Origin of the sequence: Desulfitobacterium sp. (assembly GCF_035539115.1) — a bacterium.
Taxonomy (GTDB): domain Bacteria; phylum Bacillota; class Desulfitobacteriia; order Desulfitobacteriales; family Desulfitobacteriaceae; genus Desulfitobacterium_A.
The window spans coordinates 1-18,249 of record NZ_DATLJA010000012.1 but is presented as its reverse complement, the minus strand read 5'-3'; the positions used below and the strand labels follow the sequence as shown (position 1 = coordinate 18,249).

The 18,249-nt window shown below is 46.5% G+C and carries 19 protein-coding genes; all 19 read left to right on the top strand.

The window, feature by feature from the left end:
- Positions 1-42 precede the first annotated feature (42 nt).
- On the top strand, positions 43-921 hold the full coding sequence (locus VM640_RS01940; protein ID WP_325389365.1) for a carbohydrate ABC transporter permease: 879 nt from the start codon (positions 43-45) through the stop codon (positions 919-921).
- Positions 922-923: 2 nt separating this feature from the next.
- Positions 924-1,745 carry a carbohydrate ABC transporter permease gene (locus VM640_RS01935; RefSeq protein WP_325389363.1) on the top strand — a complete coding sequence of 274 codons (822 nt, stop codon included), beginning with the start codon at positions 924-926 and terminating at the stop codon, positions 1,743-1,745.
- A gap of 17 nt (positions 1,746-1,762) precedes the next feature.
- Complete coding sequence (locus VM640_RS01930; protein ID WP_325389361.1) at positions 1,763-2,389, top strand: bifunctional 4-hydroxy-2-oxoglutarate aldolase/2-dehydro-3-deoxy-phosphogluconate aldolase; 627 nt, start codon at positions 1,763-1,765, stop codon at positions 2,387-2,389.
- A gap of 50 nt (positions 2,390-2,439) precedes the next feature.
- Positions 2,440-3,708, top strand: coding sequence for a nickel pincer cofactor-dependent isomerase, group 22 (locus VM640_RS01925; protein ID WP_325389359.1), 1,269 nt, complete (start codon positions 2,440-2,442; stop codon positions 3,706-3,708).
- Between the two features lie 26 nt (positions 3,709-3,734).
- Positions 3,735-4,655, top strand: a complete 921-nt coding sequence (gene gnd, locus VM640_RS01920; RefSeq protein WP_325389357.1) for a phosphogluconate dehydrogenase (NAD(+)-dependent, decarboxylating) — start codon at positions 3,735-3,737, stop codon at positions 4,653-4,655.
- Between the two features lie 179 nt (positions 4,656-4,834).
- Entirely contained in the window at positions 4,835-6,319 is a 1,485-nt protein-coding gene (locus tag VM640_RS01915) for a gluconokinase (RefSeq protein WP_325389355.1), read from the top strand.
- Positions 6,320-6,517: 198 nt separating this feature from the next.
- Positions 6,518-6,694 carry a Loki-CTERM sorting domain-containing protein gene (locus VM640_RS01910; protein ID WP_325389353.1) on the top strand — a complete coding sequence of 59 codons (177 nt, stop codon included), beginning with the start codon at positions 6,518-6,520 and terminating at the stop codon, positions 6,692-6,694.
- Positions 6,695-6,740: 46 nt separating this feature from the next.
- Positions 6,741-7,952, top strand: coding sequence for an exodeoxyribonuclease VII large subunit (gene xseA / locus VM640_RS01905; RefSeq protein ID WP_325389352.1), 1,212 nt, complete (start codon positions 6,741-6,743; stop codon positions 7,950-7,952).
- 24 nt (positions 7,953-7,976) lie between these two features.
- Complete coding sequence (gene xseB / locus VM640_RS01900) at positions 7,977-8,219, top strand: exodeoxyribonuclease VII small subunit (RefSeq protein WP_325389351.1); 243 nt, start codon at positions 7,977-7,979, stop codon at positions 8,217-8,219.
- A gap of 8 nt (positions 8,220-8,227) precedes the next feature.
- Complete coding sequence (locus tag VM640_RS01895; protein ID WP_325389350.1) at positions 8,228-9,094, top strand: polyprenyl synthetase family protein; 867 nt, start codon at positions 8,228-8,230, stop codon at positions 9,092-9,094.
- A gap of 8 nt (positions 9,095-9,102) precedes the next feature.
- Positions 9,103-9,546, top strand: coding sequence for a divergent PAP2 family protein (locus VM640_RS01890; RefSeq protein WP_325389349.1), 444 nt, complete (start codon positions 9,103-9,105; stop codon positions 9,544-9,546).
- A 33-nt stretch (positions 9,547-9,579) separates the two neighbouring features.
- Positions 9,580-10,185 (top strand): hypothetical protein, encoded by a 606-nt coding sequence (locus tag VM640_RS01885; RefSeq protein WP_325389348.1) that lies wholly within the window; start codon positions 9,580-9,582, stop codon positions 10,183-10,185.
- On the top strand, positions 10,163-12,058 hold the full coding sequence (gene dxs, locus VM640_RS01880) for a 1-deoxy-D-xylulose-5-phosphate synthase (RefSeq protein WP_325389347.1): 1,896 nt from the start codon (positions 10,163-10,165) through the stop codon (positions 12,056-12,058). Before VM640_RS01885 ends, dxs begins: the two co-directional genes overlap by 23 nt.
- A complete protein-coding gene (locus VM640_RS01875) occupies positions 12,051-12,860 on the top strand; it encodes a TlyA family RNA methyltransferase (protein ID WP_325389346.1) in 810 nt (269 codons plus the stop codon). The genes dxs and VM640_RS01875 overlap by 8 nt, the downstream gene beginning before the upstream one ends.
- A gap of 5 nt (positions 12,861-12,865) precedes the next feature.
- Positions 12,866-13,681 carry an NAD(+)/NADH kinase gene (locus VM640_RS01870; RefSeq protein WP_325389345.1) on the top strand — a complete coding sequence of 272 codons (816 nt, stop codon included), beginning with the start codon at positions 12,866-12,868 and terminating at the stop codon, positions 13,679-13,681.
- Entirely contained in the window at positions 13,674-14,255 is a 582-nt protein-coding gene (mnmM, locus tag VM640_RS01865; RefSeq protein ID WP_325389344.1) for a tRNA 5-(aminomethyl)-2-thiouridylate-methyltransferase MnmM, read from the top strand. The genes VM640_RS01870 and mnmM overlap by 8 nt, the downstream gene beginning before the upstream one ends.
- The gene (gene argR / locus VM640_RS01860) at positions 14,252-14,704 is read left to right on the top strand and encodes an arginine repressor (RefSeq protein WP_325389342.1); all 453 of its coding nucleotides are present in this window, start codon (positions 14,252-14,254) and stop codon (positions 14,702-14,704) included. The genes mnmM and argR overlap by 4 nt, the downstream gene beginning before the upstream one ends.
- A 31-nt stretch (positions 14,705-14,735) precedes the next feature.
- Entirely contained in the window at positions 14,736-16,403 is a 1,668-nt protein-coding gene (gene recN / locus VM640_RS01855) for a DNA repair protein RecN (protein ID WP_325389340.1), read from the top strand.
- Positions 16,404-16,649: 246 nt separating this feature from the next.
- Positions 16,650-17,903, top strand: a complete 1,254-nt coding sequence (gene spoIVB, locus VM640_RS01850) for a SpoIVB peptidase (RefSeq protein WP_325389338.1) — start codon at positions 16,650-16,652, stop codon at positions 17,901-17,903.
- The last annotated feature ends 346 nt before the right edge of the window (positions 17,904-18,249 follow it).

Genomic DNA, 18,249 nt, shown 5'->3' with positions numbered 1-18,249 from the left:
GCGGAAGGCTCGGCTCCTGTTAATACAGCAAGGGGGTTCACCATGTTTAGTCGTTGGCTCGAGCGGAATATTAAATACGTTTTTCCACTACCGGCGGTTTTGTTTGTTTTGATTATGATGGTGTTTCCAATTGCTTATACCCTGAGGTTAAGCTTTTTTGATTGGAGTATGTCCTCTCTGGTTCCCCCGCAATGGGTTGGGTTAGGCAATTACAAAACTTTGATTTTCAGCGATCCACGTTTCTGGCCCTCAATCTCTCGAACGTTTAGTTTTACGATTGCAGCGGTTGTCGTGGAAACCGTTCTCGGTATAATCATTGCCCTCCTTTTTAATCAGGACTTCAAAGGGAAAAATGTCCTCAAAACACTCTTTTTGTTACCGATGATTGCTACGCCTGTTGCGATCGGATTGGTATGGATGTTAATCTATGAACCGAATATTGGTCTAGCTAATAAAGTCTTACAACTCCTTCATATTCCACCTCAACTTTGGCTTGCATCGCCCAAACAAGTCCTCACCTCCCTAGTGGTTGTTGATGTTTGGCAATGGACCCCGATGATTGCGTTGATGGTTCTCGCGGGCTTAACCTCTTTGCCGACTGAGCCGTATGAAGCGGCTTTAGTCGATGGGGCAACGCGTTGGCAAATGCTTACCCGGATCACGCTGCCATTATTAAAGCCGACAATTCTGGTTGCGGTGCTCCTTCGCTCGATTGATGCTTTAAAAACCTTTGATATCATCTATTCGATGACCGGAGGAGGACCTGATTTCCATTCGGAAACCATTAATATTTATAGCTTTGTTCAAGGATTTTCCTATTTTAAATTAGGTATGACATCTGCTCTTCTGATGATTTTCTTTGTGATCGTTTTGGCAATAAGTTTTATCCTGGTCTCGGCTAGGAAAGGAGGGGAGACATAGAAATGGCAGGACAAATGAAGGATCCCGTGAAGTATTTGCAACGCTTGCTCATTGTGGTTGTGGTTGTAGCCTTCTTGTTTCCGTTCTTATGGATGATTTTGGCCTCCTTTAAGACGCAGCAGCAAATCATGTCTCCACAAAATATGTTTGCGTTTACACCGACGTTTCAGAACTATAAGGATGTCTTTGCCCAATATGATTTTCTCAAGTTTATCCTCAACAGCTTTATTATTGCGGTGGGCTCCACTCTTCTATCGTTGGTCCTAGGTTTACCGGCAGCTTATTCGGTTGCCCGTTACCATCAAAATAAACTCGGTCTAACCATCTTGGTGGCCCGTATAGTACCGGGGATAACCTTTCTCATTCCGTGGTATATCCTTTTTACAAAGTTACACTTGGTGGATAGCTTTACCTCGATGATTTTGAGCCATATGTTAGTGGGTTTACCTTATATCGTTTGGATTATGGTTCCCTATTTTGAAAATATTCCGATTGAACTCGAAGAATCCGCGCGGGTGGATGGATGCACGATCCAAGAAGCTTTTTTCAGGATTGTACTCCCCATTTCCGGACCAGGAATTATCACCGCCTCCATTTTCTCCTTTGTTTTTTCCTGGAATAACTTTATGTTCTCACTCGTCTTGTCCGGGGAAAAAACCAAAACTCTACCGATTGCGGTTTATTCCTTCCTCTCTTATTCAGAAATTAATTGGGGTGGCTTGATGGCCGCTGCCGTGGTCATTACACTTCCTGTTTTGATTCTAGCGCTTCTATCACAAAAGTACATTATCAATGGTTTAACGGCCGGGGCCGTGAAGGGTTAAGCGAGGAGGTACCGAAAATGTTCAAGGAGCGACTTTGGCATAATGGAGTACTTGCCATTTTGCGAGGGTTCAAGGAAGATGAAGCAATAGATGCAGCACACGCTTTACTCGAAGCTGGAATTACAGCGCTCGAGGTGACCTCGGATTCCCCTGGGGCTTGGCGAATCATTGAAACTTTAAAGAAGAAGGATCCCCGCCTAGTTGTGGGTGCAGGAACCGTTCTTGATACGGAAACAGCCCATCAAGCGATTGAAGTGGGTGCAGATTTCTTATTTTCCCCCCTCTTTATTCCAGAGATGATGCAGATCGCTCATCGGTATGGACGTATCGCCATTCCAGGAGCGATGACGCCCACGGAAGTGATGCGATCGTTAGAAGCAGGAGCTGATATTGTCAAGTTATTTCCGGCAGGCTCACTCGGTGTCAATTATTTGAAGGAGCTCAGGGGTCCTTTCCCTTACATCCCTTTTCTGCCTACAGGGGGTATTACCCTTGAAAATGCTCCTGATTTTATCCAGGCGGGCGCAGTCGGCGTGGGTATGGGGAGCTCCTTAGTGAAGAGAGACTGGGTCAAGGAGAAAAAGTTTGCCCAGATTACCCGGCAAGCTCAGGATCTACAAGAGAGAATTCAAAAGGTGGTATAAGCTGCCAGATCTTGAGTGGTGGTTAACTAGAGGCTTAGGAGGTGGATTCGTTGGGAATCTATGCAGAACTACTCCAAGATGTACCCTTACCAAGGATGGCGCGAGTGAAACAAACTTTTCCCGATGATACGCTCGCAGATATTCCTCTGGCGATTCACCAGGCTTTGCAGCGGCCAGGGACGTTGGATCGAATTTTACCAGGGCAAAGGGTTGCGCTCACAGTAGGCAGCAGGGGAGTGAATAATTTACCACTCTTGGTGAAATCGCTGGTTGCAGGAATCAAAGCATGCGGAGCTGAGGTTTTCATCATTCCGGCAATGGGAAGTCATGGGGGAGCATCTGCCGAAGGACAGAAAGAGATGCTCTTAGGCTTAGGAATTCGTCCCGAGGTGGTTGGGGCTGAAATCGTTTCAAGTATGGAAGTGACTCAAGTCGGGGTTCTTCCAGACGGGTTGCCGGTTTATATTAGTTCCGATGCACTCAAGGCGGATGCTATTGTTTTACTCAACCGGATTAAGCCACATACGGCTTTCCGGGGGAAAATCGAAAGTGGTTTAGTGAAGATGCTGACGATTGGCTTAGGTAAGCAAAAAGGCGCGGAAGCCTGTCATGCTCATAGCTTCAAACATATGGCTCGACATATCCGTGAAATGGGAATATTGCTTTTGGCAAAAGCACCGGTGGTTTTTGGATTAGGAGTTGTCGAAAATGCTTATGATCATACGCACTCCGTAACGGCTATTCCGCGAGAACGGCTTCTGGAAGAAGAACCTGAATGGTTAGAGCTGGCCAAAAAACTGATGCCTAGTCTACCTGTGTCGCAACTCGATGTTCTGATAATCGATGAAATCGGGAAAGATATCAGCGGAGACGGGATGGACCCCAATATCACGGGACGTTACCCAACACCCTATGCTCATGGGGGGCCAGAGGTCAGCAAAATGGCTTTACTTGATCTCACAGAGCGTAGTCATGGTAATGCCAATGGAGTTGGGACGGCAGATCTCGTCGCTAAACGATTAGTAGAGAAGATGAGATTAGAACAGACCTATCCGAATGCTTTAACCTCAACCGTTACTGGGCCAGTCAAAATCCCGTTAACGCTGGATACCGACTTTGATGTGGTTCGGGCGGCGGTTAAAACCTGCAATGCCCTTGATCTCAATAAAACTCGGATTATTCGTCTTAAAAATACCCTGAGTTTAAGTGAGTTTTGGGCTTCTGAAGCCATTATCGAGGAGTTGACAGCGCGTGGCTCAGCGTTTGAGACCGGAGAGCTACAGGATTGGCAGTTTAATGAGCAGGAAAATTTATTCTAGATAATCGAGCAAGGGATGTGGATCATATGAAAACGTGTTCCTATGGAATGATTGGTTTGGGCAAAATGGGGGGCTTAGCCGCTGAAAACGTTTTGTCTAAAGGAATTAAGCTGGCGGTTTATGATATGAATCAAGAGCAAGTACAAAGTATGGAACGTTTAGGGGCAACAGGCTGTCATAATCTGCAAGAAGTGATTGATGCACTTCCTAGGCCACGCATCCTTTGGCTGATGGTACCCGCGGGTGATCCTGTCGAGCAAGTTCTTTTTGGTGAAGGCGGCCTGAGCACTTTGTTAAGTGCAGAGGATATCGTGATTGACGGCGGAAATTCCTTCTACAGCGATTCCGTACGACGTGCGCAAAAATTAGCGGAGCAAGGAATCAAATATTTGGATTCAGGATCGAGCGGTGGACAGGCAGGAGCTCGTAACGGGCTATGCCTCATGATTGGTGGAGATAAAGAAGGCTTTGACCAGGCGGAAGCTCTGTTTAAGGCCTTAACCGAGGGCATCGGTGCTTATCTCTATGTTGGCGAAAGCGGTACTGGACATTTTACAAAAATGGTTCATAATGCGATTGAATATGGCATGCTGCAAGCGATCGGGGAGGGCTTTGAGCTGCTCTATGAAGGTCCCTTTGAACTCGATTTGGAAAAAATCGCTCATCTATGGACCCAAGGGAGTATCATCCGTAGTTATTTAATGGAGCTCATGGAGCACTCCTTCTCGAAGGATGCCGATTTGCATCAGATTACTGGGGAAGTCGGTGGTGGCAGTACCGGAAGCTGGGCGATTGAAGAAGCATGGAAGTTAGGAGTTCCGTTTGAAACGATTGCCACCTCTTATGCTGCACGGCTGCGTTCGCGTCAAGAGGATACGTTTGCAGGTAAAGTGGTCTCCGCTCTACGGAATGAATTTGGTGGCCATGCGGTCGTGGAAAAAGAATAAGTGATCAAGAGTTAACTTTTGCCGAAAAGTCTCATTAAGACTCTCTGAGACGTTAGCGTTGGAAAAGATGCCTTTAGGGCATCTTTTCGTATAGGTGGTCCTGATTTTTTCGGAAATGCAGATTCTACCAGAAGGACGATCACTGTTATTTTTATAATAAGGATGAGGAGAGTAAAGCTATGGCGTTACAACAGGCTTCACTGGGAGTGGATATTGGAACAACGGGCTGTCGGAGTGTCGTCTATTCTGATCAGGCGATACTGATCACGAGCTCGGAAAAATTCTATCCAACACAATCTCCGAAACCGGGTTGGGCAGAGCAAGATCCCGAGGAAGTTCTGACCCAGGTGGAAAAATCGATTCAGGAAGCGGTAGTGCAGGCCCGAAACCAGGGATATGTCGTTTCGATGATCAGTTTCAGTGCCGTGAACCACGCGGTAATTCCGATGCATGATGGCCAACCACTCGGACCCTGTATTATCTGGGCGGATAACCGTAGCACGGAGATCACAGAAGGGTGGAAAAGGGAAGGACTGGCGGATACTTTTTATCATCACACCGGCTGCCCAATTCACCCGATGTATCTTCCAGGCAAGCTGAAGTGGCTTTTTGATTACCAACCGGAAGTTTTCAAAGCCGCAGATCATTTTATTTCTCTTAAAGAACTCTTATTTTTGCGCTGGTTTGGAAGTTATGTTAGTGATGCTTCGATTGCCAATAGTTCTGGACTTTTTAATGTGCATCGCTTCGACTGGGATGAAGAAATCTTGGAACGCGTTCACGTTAAGCAAAGCCAACTTTCTGAAATTGTTCCGACGATGGAAGTGTTTCAGTTAACAAACCCAGAAGTTAGGAAACGATTAGGGTTAAGTGAAAATGTCCAAGTGGTGATCGGAGCAGGAGATGGAGTTTTATCTAGTCTAGGTGCGGGAGCGATTGAACCCGGGGAAGTGACAGTTATGATCGGCACAAGCGGAGCAGCACGGATCACGGTTGATCAGCCGACGTTTGATGAAAAGGGCCGAACCTGGTGCTATCATTTAGCCCCTGGAGCCTGGGTCGTGGGTGGTGCGATCAATAATGCCGGCCTTACTCTGCAATGGGTGAGACAAAAGTGGCTTAATAACGTCAGTTTTGAACAGGTTGAGCGCTTGGTCTCAGCAACTCCTGCGGGGTCTGAAGGGTTGTTTTTACTCCCGTTTCTGACAGGTGAACGCTCACCCAATTGGGATCCTAACCTTAGGGCTTCTCTGTATGGCCTCGATTTTGCTCATGGATCTGGTCATTTTGCGCGTTCAGCGATGGAAGGGGTAGCCTACCGAATTCGGAGCGTTTTTGAACCGATTATGGAAATTGCCGGAATAATCCAATCCGTACGTATTGGGGGTGGGTTTATGGCCTCTCCGACCTGGGTTCAGATTCTTACCGATGTGCTTAATACTCCTCTTGACGTTTTAGCGGAGCCCCAGGGCTCGGCTTATGGAGCCGTACTTTTAGGTTGGGTGGCCATCGGTAAACTCAATAACCTCCACGCCAGTAAGACCTTCTCACGCGTTGACCGTACGATCCAGCCCACCCTAATCGACGTTGAATTTTATAAGCAGGGATATCAAAAGTATCAAGAGCTATATCAAAGGATTTACGGAAAAAAAGGCTCATGCTAAAGTCGGCATAGGTTTATTCTGAATAAACGTTTAAAAATGACGAAAAGAGACCCGAAAGCTACAATTGCTATTCTTCATTCTCTGATGGCATTACACAGCGTCATGGGATCCTTCCCAAGGATTGACATATGTTGACTCCCTCTAAGGAATAGAGTATATTGGGCTTGCGTCCGGATTGTCCTTAAAGGGGGAAACCCGATGTTAAAGATTATGACGATTATTCTCGCCGTACCGACCATGATCGCCAGCTTCTGGGGGATGAATGTGAACGTTCCCTTTATGGATCACCCGTTTGGATTTATGATTGCTTTGCTCTTGGCGACCGGTATAGCCGGTGTGAGCGCGTTTGTCTTATGGAAGAAGAAGATGTTTTAATGATCCCTAAAAAATCATGGGGTATGATGAGCTTGAGGTGAAGTTTGTGCCGAGAATTTGGACTGTAGCAGAATTGACCACAGAAATTAGCCGCACCCTGAGTGATAATGACGAACTTGTGAGTTGTTGGGTGAGCGGGGAGCTTTCAAATTATAAGAATCACCGCCCTTCGGGGCATTGGTATTTTACGTTAAAAGATCAATCCTCGAGCATCAAAGCGGTTATGTTCCGCAGCCGTGCTGAGCGGGTACGCTTTATTCCGCAGGATGGGATGAAGGTCTTACTCAGGGGAAGTGTAAAAGTTTATGAACGTGATGGGAATGTTCAACTCTATGTTGATGAACTGCAACCGAGTGGACTAGGTGCCCTTTATTTAGCGTTTGAACAATTGAAACAACGCTTGTCGGCTGAAGGACTCTTCGATCCGGAACGCAAAAAGCCAATCCCCAGAATCCCGCGCCGGGTTGGGATTGTCACGAGCCCAACAGGTGCAGCGATTCGGGATATTTTAAAGGTGATGGGGCGGCGTGACCCGAACCTTTCTTGGGTCTTAGCACCTGCGGCTGTTCAGGGAGAATTGGCTCCCCGGGAAGTTGCGCAAGCTATCGCTCGTTTAAATCGGTATGGAAATATTGACGTTCTGATCGTGGGTCGGGGTGGCGGTTCTTTGGAAGAACTATGGGCCTTTAATACGGAGGAAGTAGCTCGGGCGATTGCAGACTCAAACATCCCGGTGATCTCAGCCGTTGGGCATGAGACAGATGTTACGATAGCGGATATGGTTGCCGACCTGCGGGCTCCGACTCCTTCTGCTGCTGCGGAACTTGCCATTCCTGTTTTTCAGGAATTACGCTTAAATTTAGAAAATCTTAATTCTCGTCTTCAGGTGGGAATCCAAGCGCAAATTGCGCGTAAAAGAGAGAAAATTAATGGTTTAGCAGCAAGTGGGCCCTTGTTAAATCCACTTTGGAGGATCGAGCAAAACCGTCAGCGACTGGATAATGTCAGCTCCGCACTGCAACAAGAGATGACTAGATTTGTTTCGGATAAAAATGGTATACTAAAATTATTGGCGACAAAGCTCGATTTACTCAGTCCCTTGGCGATTCTAGGAAGAGGATACTCGCTAACATATTCCTCAGAGGGCAAAATTATCCGTTCAAGCACCGAAGCTAATACGGGGGATCACGTCAAAGTTCGCCTCCACGAAGGCTCCCTAACTTGTCAGGTCCTCACGAAAGAAGAACGCGAAGGATAATCGTAAAGAGGGGATAAATCAATTATGGCTAAAAAGAAAGAGATTGCGTTTGAAGAGGGGATTGGTCAAATCGAGCAGATCGTTCGGGAGCTCGAACAAAAAGAGGTCCCTTTGGAAGAGGCCCTGAAATTATTTCGACAAGGAATTGAGATGGTTCAACACTGTAATCATTTACTGGACCATGCTGAAAAACAGATGGAGATTCTGCTGGAAGGACCGGATGGGGAACTCGAAGTTCGGCCGGCAGATTTCACAGTGGAAGGATGAGCGTTCTCATGTTTCGTACTCTACTTGAGTCCTATGTTGGGAAAATAGATGTATTTTTCGAGAATTTGCCCTGGGATGAGGAAACTATGGGGCAGAGTATGCGTTATTCGCTGATCGGAGGAGGAAAACGAATTCGACCTGTGCTGGCCTTAGCCGCTGCGCAAGCGGTGGGCGGGAAGGCTGAACAAGTATTGCCGGCAGCCTGTGCCCTAGAACTCATTCATACCTATTCCCTCATCCATGATGATCTGCCAGCGATGGATAATGATGATTATCGGCGGGGACGGCTAGCAAATCATAAGGTGTTTGGCGAAGGAAAGGCAATCCTGGCAGGGGATGGCCTTTTAACCTATGCGTTTGAGCTTTTAGCATCCCCACTTCCAGTGCCTTCTGAGCGACAATTACGAGTGCTTAAGGAAGTGGCTCAAGCGGCAGGACCTGAAGGTATGGTCCGAGGGCAAGTCTTGGATTTGGAGGCCGAAGGGAAAACCTTATCCTTAGAGGAAATCGAACAGATTCACCGACTTAAGACTGGAGCAATGCTTATTGTTTCAGCCCGCCTGGGAGGAATCTTGGGCGGGGGGACAGAGGAGCAGATTCGAGCACTAACACGCTATGCCCAATCTCTCGGTCTGGCTTTCCAAATCAAAGATGATATCTTAGACCTCGAAGGAGACAGTGAAACCTTAGGTAAACCGGCGCAAAGTGATCTAAAACAGGAAAAGTCGACCTATCCTTCTTTGCTGGGGCTAGCTGGGGCTAAAGAACAGCTAGCAGTCAAGGTTCAAGAGGCACACGAAGCTTTGTCTATTTTCAGCAAGCCAGTCGATTTTCTGCATTCCTTAGCAGATTACATTGCTGACCGCAAACATTGAGGTGAGCTATGACAATATTTCCAGGAATTTTTCATAATACAATATTGATTTCGGCGATCACCGCTTGGTTGGTAGCTCAAATAATCAAGGTTGTAATCAATTTCATGGTTCATCGCACCTTTGATCTTTATTTTCTGATCAGCTCAGGTGGGTTTCCCAGTTCACACGCTGCGACGGTCAGTGCGTTATCTCTAGGAATCGGAAAATACTATGGCTGGGATTCTCCGATTTTTGCAGTCGCGACAGTTTTTGCCCTGATCGTGATGTACGATGCGGCGGGAGTGCGACGAGAGGCCGGTAAGCAGGCGGAAGTCATTAATCAGCTTGTGGCAGGGTTGTACTCGCAAATGTCTGACCTCTCCCAAGAGCGTCTGAAAGAATTGATTGGCCATACTCCCTTTGAAGTATTCGCTGGGACAATCGTGGGTATAATTGTCGGAATTATTGTTTAGTGGGGCGCATTGGTTGAGGAGGTTCGCAGTCTTTTGGCACGAAAACATAAGAGCTGGAAACAAATTGCTTTTATCTTTGTCTTGAGTTTCATGATCGCGTTACTCGCGGTCCTAGGCTCGAAGCTCTTAATGAAACAAGCTTCAATTTGGGTCGCTTGGATCTTGCTTGTAGCGATTGTTGTGATAAGCATTGTATTCGATATTATTGGGATCGCGGCCACCGCAGCCACAGAAAAACCCCATCATGCCAAGGCGGCCAATCGCGTTTTCGGAGCGAAACAGGCCATTTATCTTGTACGTAACGCGGATTCAGTAGCGAATTTCGCCAATGATATTGTTGGCGATGTCGCAGGCACTTTAAGCGGGGCCATGGGAGCTTCAATTCTCTTGGAATTGATCAGTTTCTACCCCTCCTTGGGAAATCAGGAGATTCTCTTAAATACGCTTTTGCTCGCCTTCATTGCCTCGATAACGGTAACCGGAAAGGCGTTGGGAAAATCCTTTGCGATCAATGAAGCAGACGAAATTATGAGTAAAGTTGGAATTATGATCGCGAGTTTCGAGCGGGTTACGGGTCATTCCTTCACGGATAAGAAAAAGAAAGGGGGGAAGAAATGTGGGGATTCTCGAAAGAATTAATCAACCCCGAGATTTACGAGCGCTGAATACGCTGGAGCTCAAACTTCTTGCCCAGGAAATCCGGGAAGAAATGATTGATGTCGTTTCGGCAAACGGCGGACATTTAGCTCCAAATTTAGGGGTTGTCGAGCTGACCTTAGCATTGCATCGTGTTTTTGACAGTCCCATCGACAAGATTATATGGGATGTAGGTCATCAGACTTATGTGCATAAACTGGTAACCGGGCGGCAGAAGGAATTTAAGAGTCTGCGCCGTCATCATGGACTTTCCGGCTTCCCTAAGCGCGCGGAAAGTCCTCATGATTGTTTTGAAACCGGTCATTCAAGTACTTCGATTTCAGCAGCTGTAGGCTTTGCGAAAGCACGCGATCTCCTCCAGGAAAGATCCTATGTCGTGGCTGTGATCGGTGATGGGGCTATCTCAGGAGGAATGGCCTATGAGGCCTTAAATCATGCGGGACATGGTAAAACCAATTTAATTGTCGTGCTCAACGATAATGAAATGGCTATTTCCCCCAATGTCGGGGCGATGTCTTCTTATCTTAGCCGATTGCGGACAGATCCCCGTTATTCCCGAAGTAAAGAAGAAATCGAAATACTCTTAAAAAGAATTCCGGGAATCGGGAATAAAGTTGCTAAGGCTGCTGAAAAGGCAAAGGATAGCTTGAAATACCTCCTTGTTCCAGGCTTGTGGTTTGAAGAACTCGGATTTACGTATTTGGGCCCGATCGATGGGCATGATCAATTGCTGATTGAGCAAACGTTGGAACTAGCCAAACAAAGGAAAGGGCCTGTTCTTGTCCATGTCATCACCAAGAAGGGCAAGGGGTATCCGCCAGCTGAGAAAAACCCGGATATCTTTCATGGGGTAGGGCCATTCAATAAGGAAACCGGGGAGATTTTGAAAAAATCTACCATTCCCACGTTTACCCAAGTTTTTGGCGAGACTTTATGTCGCCTAGGGGAAGCGAACCCTAAAATTGTGGCGATTACGGCGGCGATGGCAGTTGGGACGGGCTTGAATCTTTTCGGCAAACGTTTTCCAGACCGCTTTTTTGATGTGGGAATTGCTGAACAACACGCAGTCACCTTTGCTTCGGCCTTGGCCTTCGGGGGGATGAAGCCGGTCGTTTCGATTTACTCGACCTTTTATCAACGGGCCTATGATCAAGTCCTCCATGATGTTTGTCTTCCCAAAGCGAATGTTGTTTTAGCGATCGACCGAGCGGGTGTGGTCGGAGATGACGGGCCAACCCATCATGGGGTGTTTGATATCTCCATCCTGCGGGTGATTCCGAACCTGACCTTTATGGCGCCGAAAGATGAAAACGAACTTCAACATATGCTGTACACGGCACTTTGCCAAGATGGACCGGTCGCTTTGCGCTATCCTCGTTCGGTAGGGCAAGGAATCCCTCTCGATGAGAATTTAAAGGAATTACCAATTGGCAAAGCTGAAGTGCTGAGGGAAGGTAAAGATGTGGCCCTGGTCGGGATTGGCCCGATGGTTTATACATGTATGGCGGCTGCGGGCGAGCTTCAGAGTCGGGGGGTGGAAGCAAGCGTGATCAATCTGCGCTTTCTTAACCCTTTGGATAAGGATACAATTTTGCGTTTCGCGCGTTTGACGAAACGCATGGTGACGATCGAAGACCATATGCTCGCTGGCGGCATGGGAAGTGCGATCTTGGAAACCCTAGCCGATGCAGGGGTGACGGATGTGACTGTTGAACGTTTAGGTTATAAAGATTATGTAGAACAGGGTTCGATTTCCTTGCTCCACCAGGAAAACGGGTTATCGGTGAAAGGAATTCTTGGAGCAGTAGAACGGCTTAAGGTTCGACAACGGCTGGAAGGGAGAAATCGTGGCTAAAGGAAAAGAACGTTTAGATGTTTTGCTCGTTCAGCAGGGCCTTTTCCCTAGCCGCGAAAAAGCCAAAGCAGCAATTATGGAAGGCATCGTTTTTGCAAGTGGACAGCGTGCGGATAAACCAGGCATGGATTTTCCCGAGACGACTGTCTTTGAACTCAAAGGGAAAACATTGCCCTACGTCTCCCGCGGTGGCTTAAAGCTTGAAAAGGCCTTAAAGGTTTTCCCGATCGACTTCTCTCAGTGTGTTCTCGCAGACATGGGAGCTTCAACTGGTGGTTTTACCGATTGCGCCTTGCAAAATGGAGCGCAACGGGTCTATGCCATCGATGTCGGATATGGTCAGCTCGATTGGAAATTGCGAACAGATCCGCGAGTTGTATCCATGGAACGGGTTAATGCTCGCTACCTTACGGCAAAAGACCTGCCGGAAAAGATGGATTGGGTTGTCTCTGATTTGGCGTTTATCTCGGTCACAAAGGTATTTTCGGCGATGAAGGCAATCCTTAAAGAAGAAGGGCAAGTACTGTCTTTAATAAAACCCCAATTCGAAGCGGGACGCGAACATGTCGGCAAAAAAGGTGTAGTTAGGGATCCCGAGATCCATGGTCAGGTCCTATTTCAGGTCCTTGGCGCGGCCGAGACCCAAGGGTTCACAATCCGGGGGATGGATTATTCGCCAATCCGCGGACCAGAAGGAAATATCGAGTATCTCGCCTGGCTGGCTGTTCAGCCTGACAAAGGTCTGGATTGGCGGTCTAAGGTTTCAGAGCTTGTTATAAAAGCGCAGATAGGAACGGAGTGAATGGTGTGGATCGAGTCGGTTTATGGACCAATCAGAGCAAACCTGAATCACAAGCATTAGCTTCGCAACTCACGCATTGGTTTCGTTCTCTGGGTTGGGAAGTATTGACCGAGTGGGAGGAAATTAAGGGTCAAGGGATCGAATTTTTAATCTCACTAGGAGGAGATGGAACGCTCCTCGAAGCGGCGCGTGAGGCGGCCCCCTATAAAATTCCAGTTTTAGGTGTAAATCTGGGACGCTTAGGATTTTTATGCGAAATTGAACGAGATGAGGTATATGTCGCTTTAAAACGGGTTTTGCTTAAGGAATACAGCCTGCAGGAACGTTTAATGTTAGAAGCAGTGATTAAACGGACCGATAAAAGCGAGCTGAGATATACGGTTTTGAATGATGTCGTTTTTCATCGCCAAAGTATGGATGGGATGGTGACTCTTCAGGCGAACTTGTCGGGAGAACCTTCGGTCAGTTATCCAGCAGATGGGTTGATTATTTCGACGCCTACGGGCTCAACTGCCTACTCTTTATCGGCAGGTGGACCGATTGTGAGTCCAGACGTTCAGGCGATTTTGATAACACCATTGGCTGCGCATTCTCTATCTGCTCGTCCGATGATTGTCTCAGAAAGGGAAAGAATTGAAATTCTTTTAGCACGAGGAAAAGAATGCCAGATGACTTTTGACGGTCGAGAAAATCTAATTTTACGATCGGGAGAAATCGTGAAGATCCAAACTTCTCCCCTTAAAGCGCTGCTCATCCGCTTAGGAAGCCGAAGTTTTCCACGGGTGGTTCGCGAAAAACTGAGGGATCGCTGGCATGAGTGAAAGGCTTCAAGATATTCAAGGCTTTTTACGAGAAATCCTCGCTCCGCGGATTGCACCTGGAAATACAGTTTTAGATTTGACTGCCGGTCGAGGGCGTGATACGTTGTTTCTGGCTCAAGCGGTTGGGGCTGAAGGTAGGGTTCATGCTTTTGACATTCAAGAAACTGCCTTGACTGAGACCCGTCGCTTATTAGAAAAACAGGGTGTCGCCGAACGGGTTTCCCTTTATGCTGCAGATCATGCGCTGGTGCGGGACTTTGTCTCCGAACCTGTGAACCTGGCAATGTTTAATCTCGGATATTTACCAGGGTCTGACCATTCCATAACCACTCAGGCAGTGTCTACGCTTCAGGCTCTTCAAGCCACTTTAGAACTCTTAGCCGAGAACGGAATTCTGGTCCTTACCATTTACCGGGGACATCTGGGCGGAGAGGAAGAGGCAAAGGCTGTGCAACAATATCTGGCCTCCCTTCCTCGTAAGATCTATAGTGTGCTGGAAGGTCAGTATATAAACCAGGGGGATAAAGCTCCCTACTGGATTCTGGTTCAAAAGAAGAGGGGGGAGATCGGATGAAAGCTCGGAGGCAAATGAAGATTCAAGAGATTATTACCAAAGAGACCATCCATACCCAGGAAGAATTAGCGGATCATTTACGGGAGATAGGTTATGATGTGACCCAAGCAACAGTATCACGAGACATTAAGGAAATGGGACTGATAAAAGTTCCGACTCCAGATGAGGATTATCGGTATGCGAGTCCCGGCGCTGCTCAGCCCATTAATTCCTCAGAACGGTTGAAACGGAGAATGCGGGAAACCGTGGTTACCATTAATGACAGTGAAAACCTAATTGTTATTCGGACGATACCAGGAAACGCTCAAGCACTGGCGGATCTGATCGATAAAGGAAATTGGGAAGAAATCATTGGTACAGTGGCCGGTGATGATACCATTTTGCTCGTGATTAAACCCCTAAGTGCGGTTGTAGAGATCCGTAAACGGATTACAGACATCATGGGATAAGGCGTTTGAGTGAGGAAAGAGGGGGACTTAAATGCTAACGGAGATGCATGTCGAGAATTTTGCGTTGATGGAGAATGTCAGCTTAAACTTGCATCCAGGATTAACAGTTTTTACCGGGGAAACCGGAACGGGTAAATCCATGCTGATTGATGCGTTGGGCGTTTTGCTCGGAGGCAGAGCCAGCACGGATTTTATTCGGCATGGCTTGGAAAAGGCACGAGTTGAAGGTGTTTTTGAAGATTTACCGGCTAATGTGAACGAAAGGCTTGAGGAAGCAGGTTATCCAGCGGAAGAAGGACAACTTTTGCTTTATCGTGAAATCAACGCTAATGGTAAGAATGCCTGCCGGGTCCAAGGGCGGACTGTCCCGTTCACCCTTTATCGGAGCCTTTGCCAAGGGTTAGTGGATATCCATGGGCAAATGGAACATCAGTCCTTATTTCAAGCGGAAACCCATCAGGGTTTACTCGATGCCTTTGGTGGCGAGGAACATCTTCAGTTACTCAAGCACGTGAACGCTCAAGCTCATCATTACCGGGCTCTCCTCAACCAGGAAAACGAACTTGTTTTATCTGAACGCGATCGCGTGCAACGCGAGGAAATGTTGCGCTATCAGATCGGGGAAATTACGAGGGTGGCTCCTCAGGCAGGTGAGGAAGAGGAGTTACACGTTGAGAAGAAACGTCTCGGTAATCGTGAAAAAATCCTTAACTTGACCACGGAACTCTATGCGAATCTTTACGAAGGTTCCCAAGGACAATCAATCTATGATCTTTTAGGCGGAAGCCGTAAAATCGTTCAGGATTTAGCCCGTTTTGATGATCGTTTGGAGGATCTGATCGAGCCCTTCGAGACTGTTTATTATGCAGTCGAGGACTTGGTTGAACGCGTGCGTTCTTACCAGGAAAATTTGGAGTTTGAGCCTGGACGTTTAGATCAAATAGAGGAACGCTTGATTCAGCTCCAACGTTTGCGCAAATATGGGATGACGGTTGAAGAAGTTTTAGTAGCAAAAGAAGAAATGGTGCAGGAACTTCAACGGATTACGCATTTGCAAGAAGAGTTAGAACAGTTGCAAGAAAATAAGAAACGTGTTTTAGCTGAATATACAACGCGAGCAAGGGAATTGACCCAAAAGCGGATTCAGGTTGCTGAAAAGTTGGAACGCGGGCTTCTTGAAGAGCTTTTCAGCCTTGGCTTGGAAAAAAGTCGCTTTGAGGTTCATTTTACTCCAGTCAAAGAGCCCCGTTCAGGCGGAGCAGAAGAGGTTGAATTTTATTTCTCTGCCAATCTGGGTGAACCTCCTAAACCTTTAGTGAAGGTGGCTTCTGGCGGAGAAATGGCCCGTTTAATGTTAGCACTGAAAAGTCTTCTCTCCAAGATCGAAAGTGTTGGAACTTTTGTTTTTGATGAAGTGGATAGTGGAGTTGGCGGACGTACCATTCAAAAAGTGGGAGAAAAGCTCGCTAAAATCGCGGAGTCAAAACAGGTTTTTTGTATTACTCATTCTGCTCCCGTGGCCGCTTTTGCCGAAGAGCACTTCGGTATCGTCAAGGAGATTAGCGGGGAGAGAACACGTACTTTGGTTAATCATTTGGACGAAGCGGAACGGATCGAGGAATTGGCCCGGATGTTGGGAGGTTCTGCCGAGATCTCCCGTCAGCACGCTGAACAATTATGGCATGCCCAAAAAAAATAACCTAAGGAGAGTCTCCTTGAGCTAAGTTTAAAAACGAAAATTCTTTATTTAAGAAGGTCAAAATGGCCTTCTTTTTTCAATTTCTAAATTTGTTTTTGGAAATCATGGAACGTATTTTACAGGATGAAAAATAAGCAAGATGGACAATTTAACATTAGGTTTCGCTTAAATATTGTTTTTCGCTTAAAAATGGGGAAAAGGAAGTAATTTGGGGAGACAGAGTCAAGACTGGAGGGTGATACGAGAGTGAATACGAGGAAAACGGTAATCTTCGGCAGTTTTCTTCTCTGTACCTTCCTAGGAATTCAGCCCCTGATTCAGCAACTTGCGGCAATTCCGGAATTCAAGGAGCAAAGTGAGATTTCCCTTCCTCAAATTTCCGGAATATTGTCCCAGGTGATTCAAACCGAACCAGTTATTGAATCAAATGCAGTTATGGCCTCGAAAACGGAAAAGACCGAAGTGATTCATGTATCTTATAAGCTCTTCGGAATTTTCCCCCTTAAAACCAGTGAGATCGAGGTCATGCCCGACATTAAGCTTCTGCCTGGTGGGCAATCCATTGGTGTCAGTCTTCAGGCGAAAGGAGTTATGGTCGTTGGGCAAGCTGCAGTTACGGGGAAAGATGGTCAACAGAATTACCCGGCTAAAGAGGCTGGGATTGAGGTCGGGGATGTTATCTTAAAAATCGATAGTCAAGAAGTCAAAACCGATCTAGACGTAGCCGATGCCATAAACCAAGCCGGACAAAAACAGGGTTTCTCTGATATCTTATGTCAACGCGATGGACAATATATTCAAAAACGAATCACAACCGTTTATTGTCCAGAAACGAATCGTTTCCGTGTCGGACTCTATGTCCGGAATGAAGCTGCCGGTGTCGGGACCTTAACCTTTTATGATCCTCAAAGCCGGAAATATGGAGCATTGGGACATGTAATTAACGATGCGGACACAAATCGGAAAATTGAAGTTTCCAATGGTACCGTGATTGCCTCTTCAATTTATGCGATTGAAAAAGGTCGCCGAGGGCATCCTGGGGAGAAAGTAGGTTCTTTTGTAAGCCAATCCCTCTTCTCGGGAAATATCGAAAAAAATTCAATCTCAGGTATCTTTGGTTCCATGCAAGGGCAAATTTTAAATCCTTACTTTAAAGAAGCAATTTCTGTTGCCTGGGAAGCAGAAATTAAAGAAGGACCGGCTAAAATTTATACCGTGCTCGCTGGGGAAAAAATCGAAGAATTCGAGGTTCAAATAGAACGGATTATGCGCAACCGTACCGATAGTAAAAATATGGTCATCCGTGTTGTGGATCAACGGTTATTAGACAAAACTGGAGGGATTATTCAAGGAATGAGCGGAAGTCCGATCATTCAAGACGGAAAATTTGTTGGAGCAGTAACTCATGTTTTTGTAAATGATGCAACTCGAGGGTATGGAGTATTCATTCAGAATATGCTCAAAGATGCAGAATTGTTACAGAACAAGGAAGCAGCTTAAGGAAAACAACTAGAGTAGTTTTGGTTTTTGGTGGAGTGTTAAACTCCACCTATTTTAATACTAACAGAAAGTATAAGTTTTGGGCAGATAGCATAAGTGCAACTAAGGCTTCCGCCTACGCCAGAGGCTTGGCGCAAGCCAAGTTTTCTTTATTGAATATTTTTTGTACATTAAAGTACAACTTTAGTTACCGAATATGCTATAACCCGAGTTTTACAGTTAGCATAGTATAAGAAGCAGACCAAGTGGAATAATATCCTTAAAAAATGCGGAATTCCGCATTTTTTTATACCTTTCTATTGATGTTATGCGACAGATATGCGACAATAGATGTGAGGTGATATTC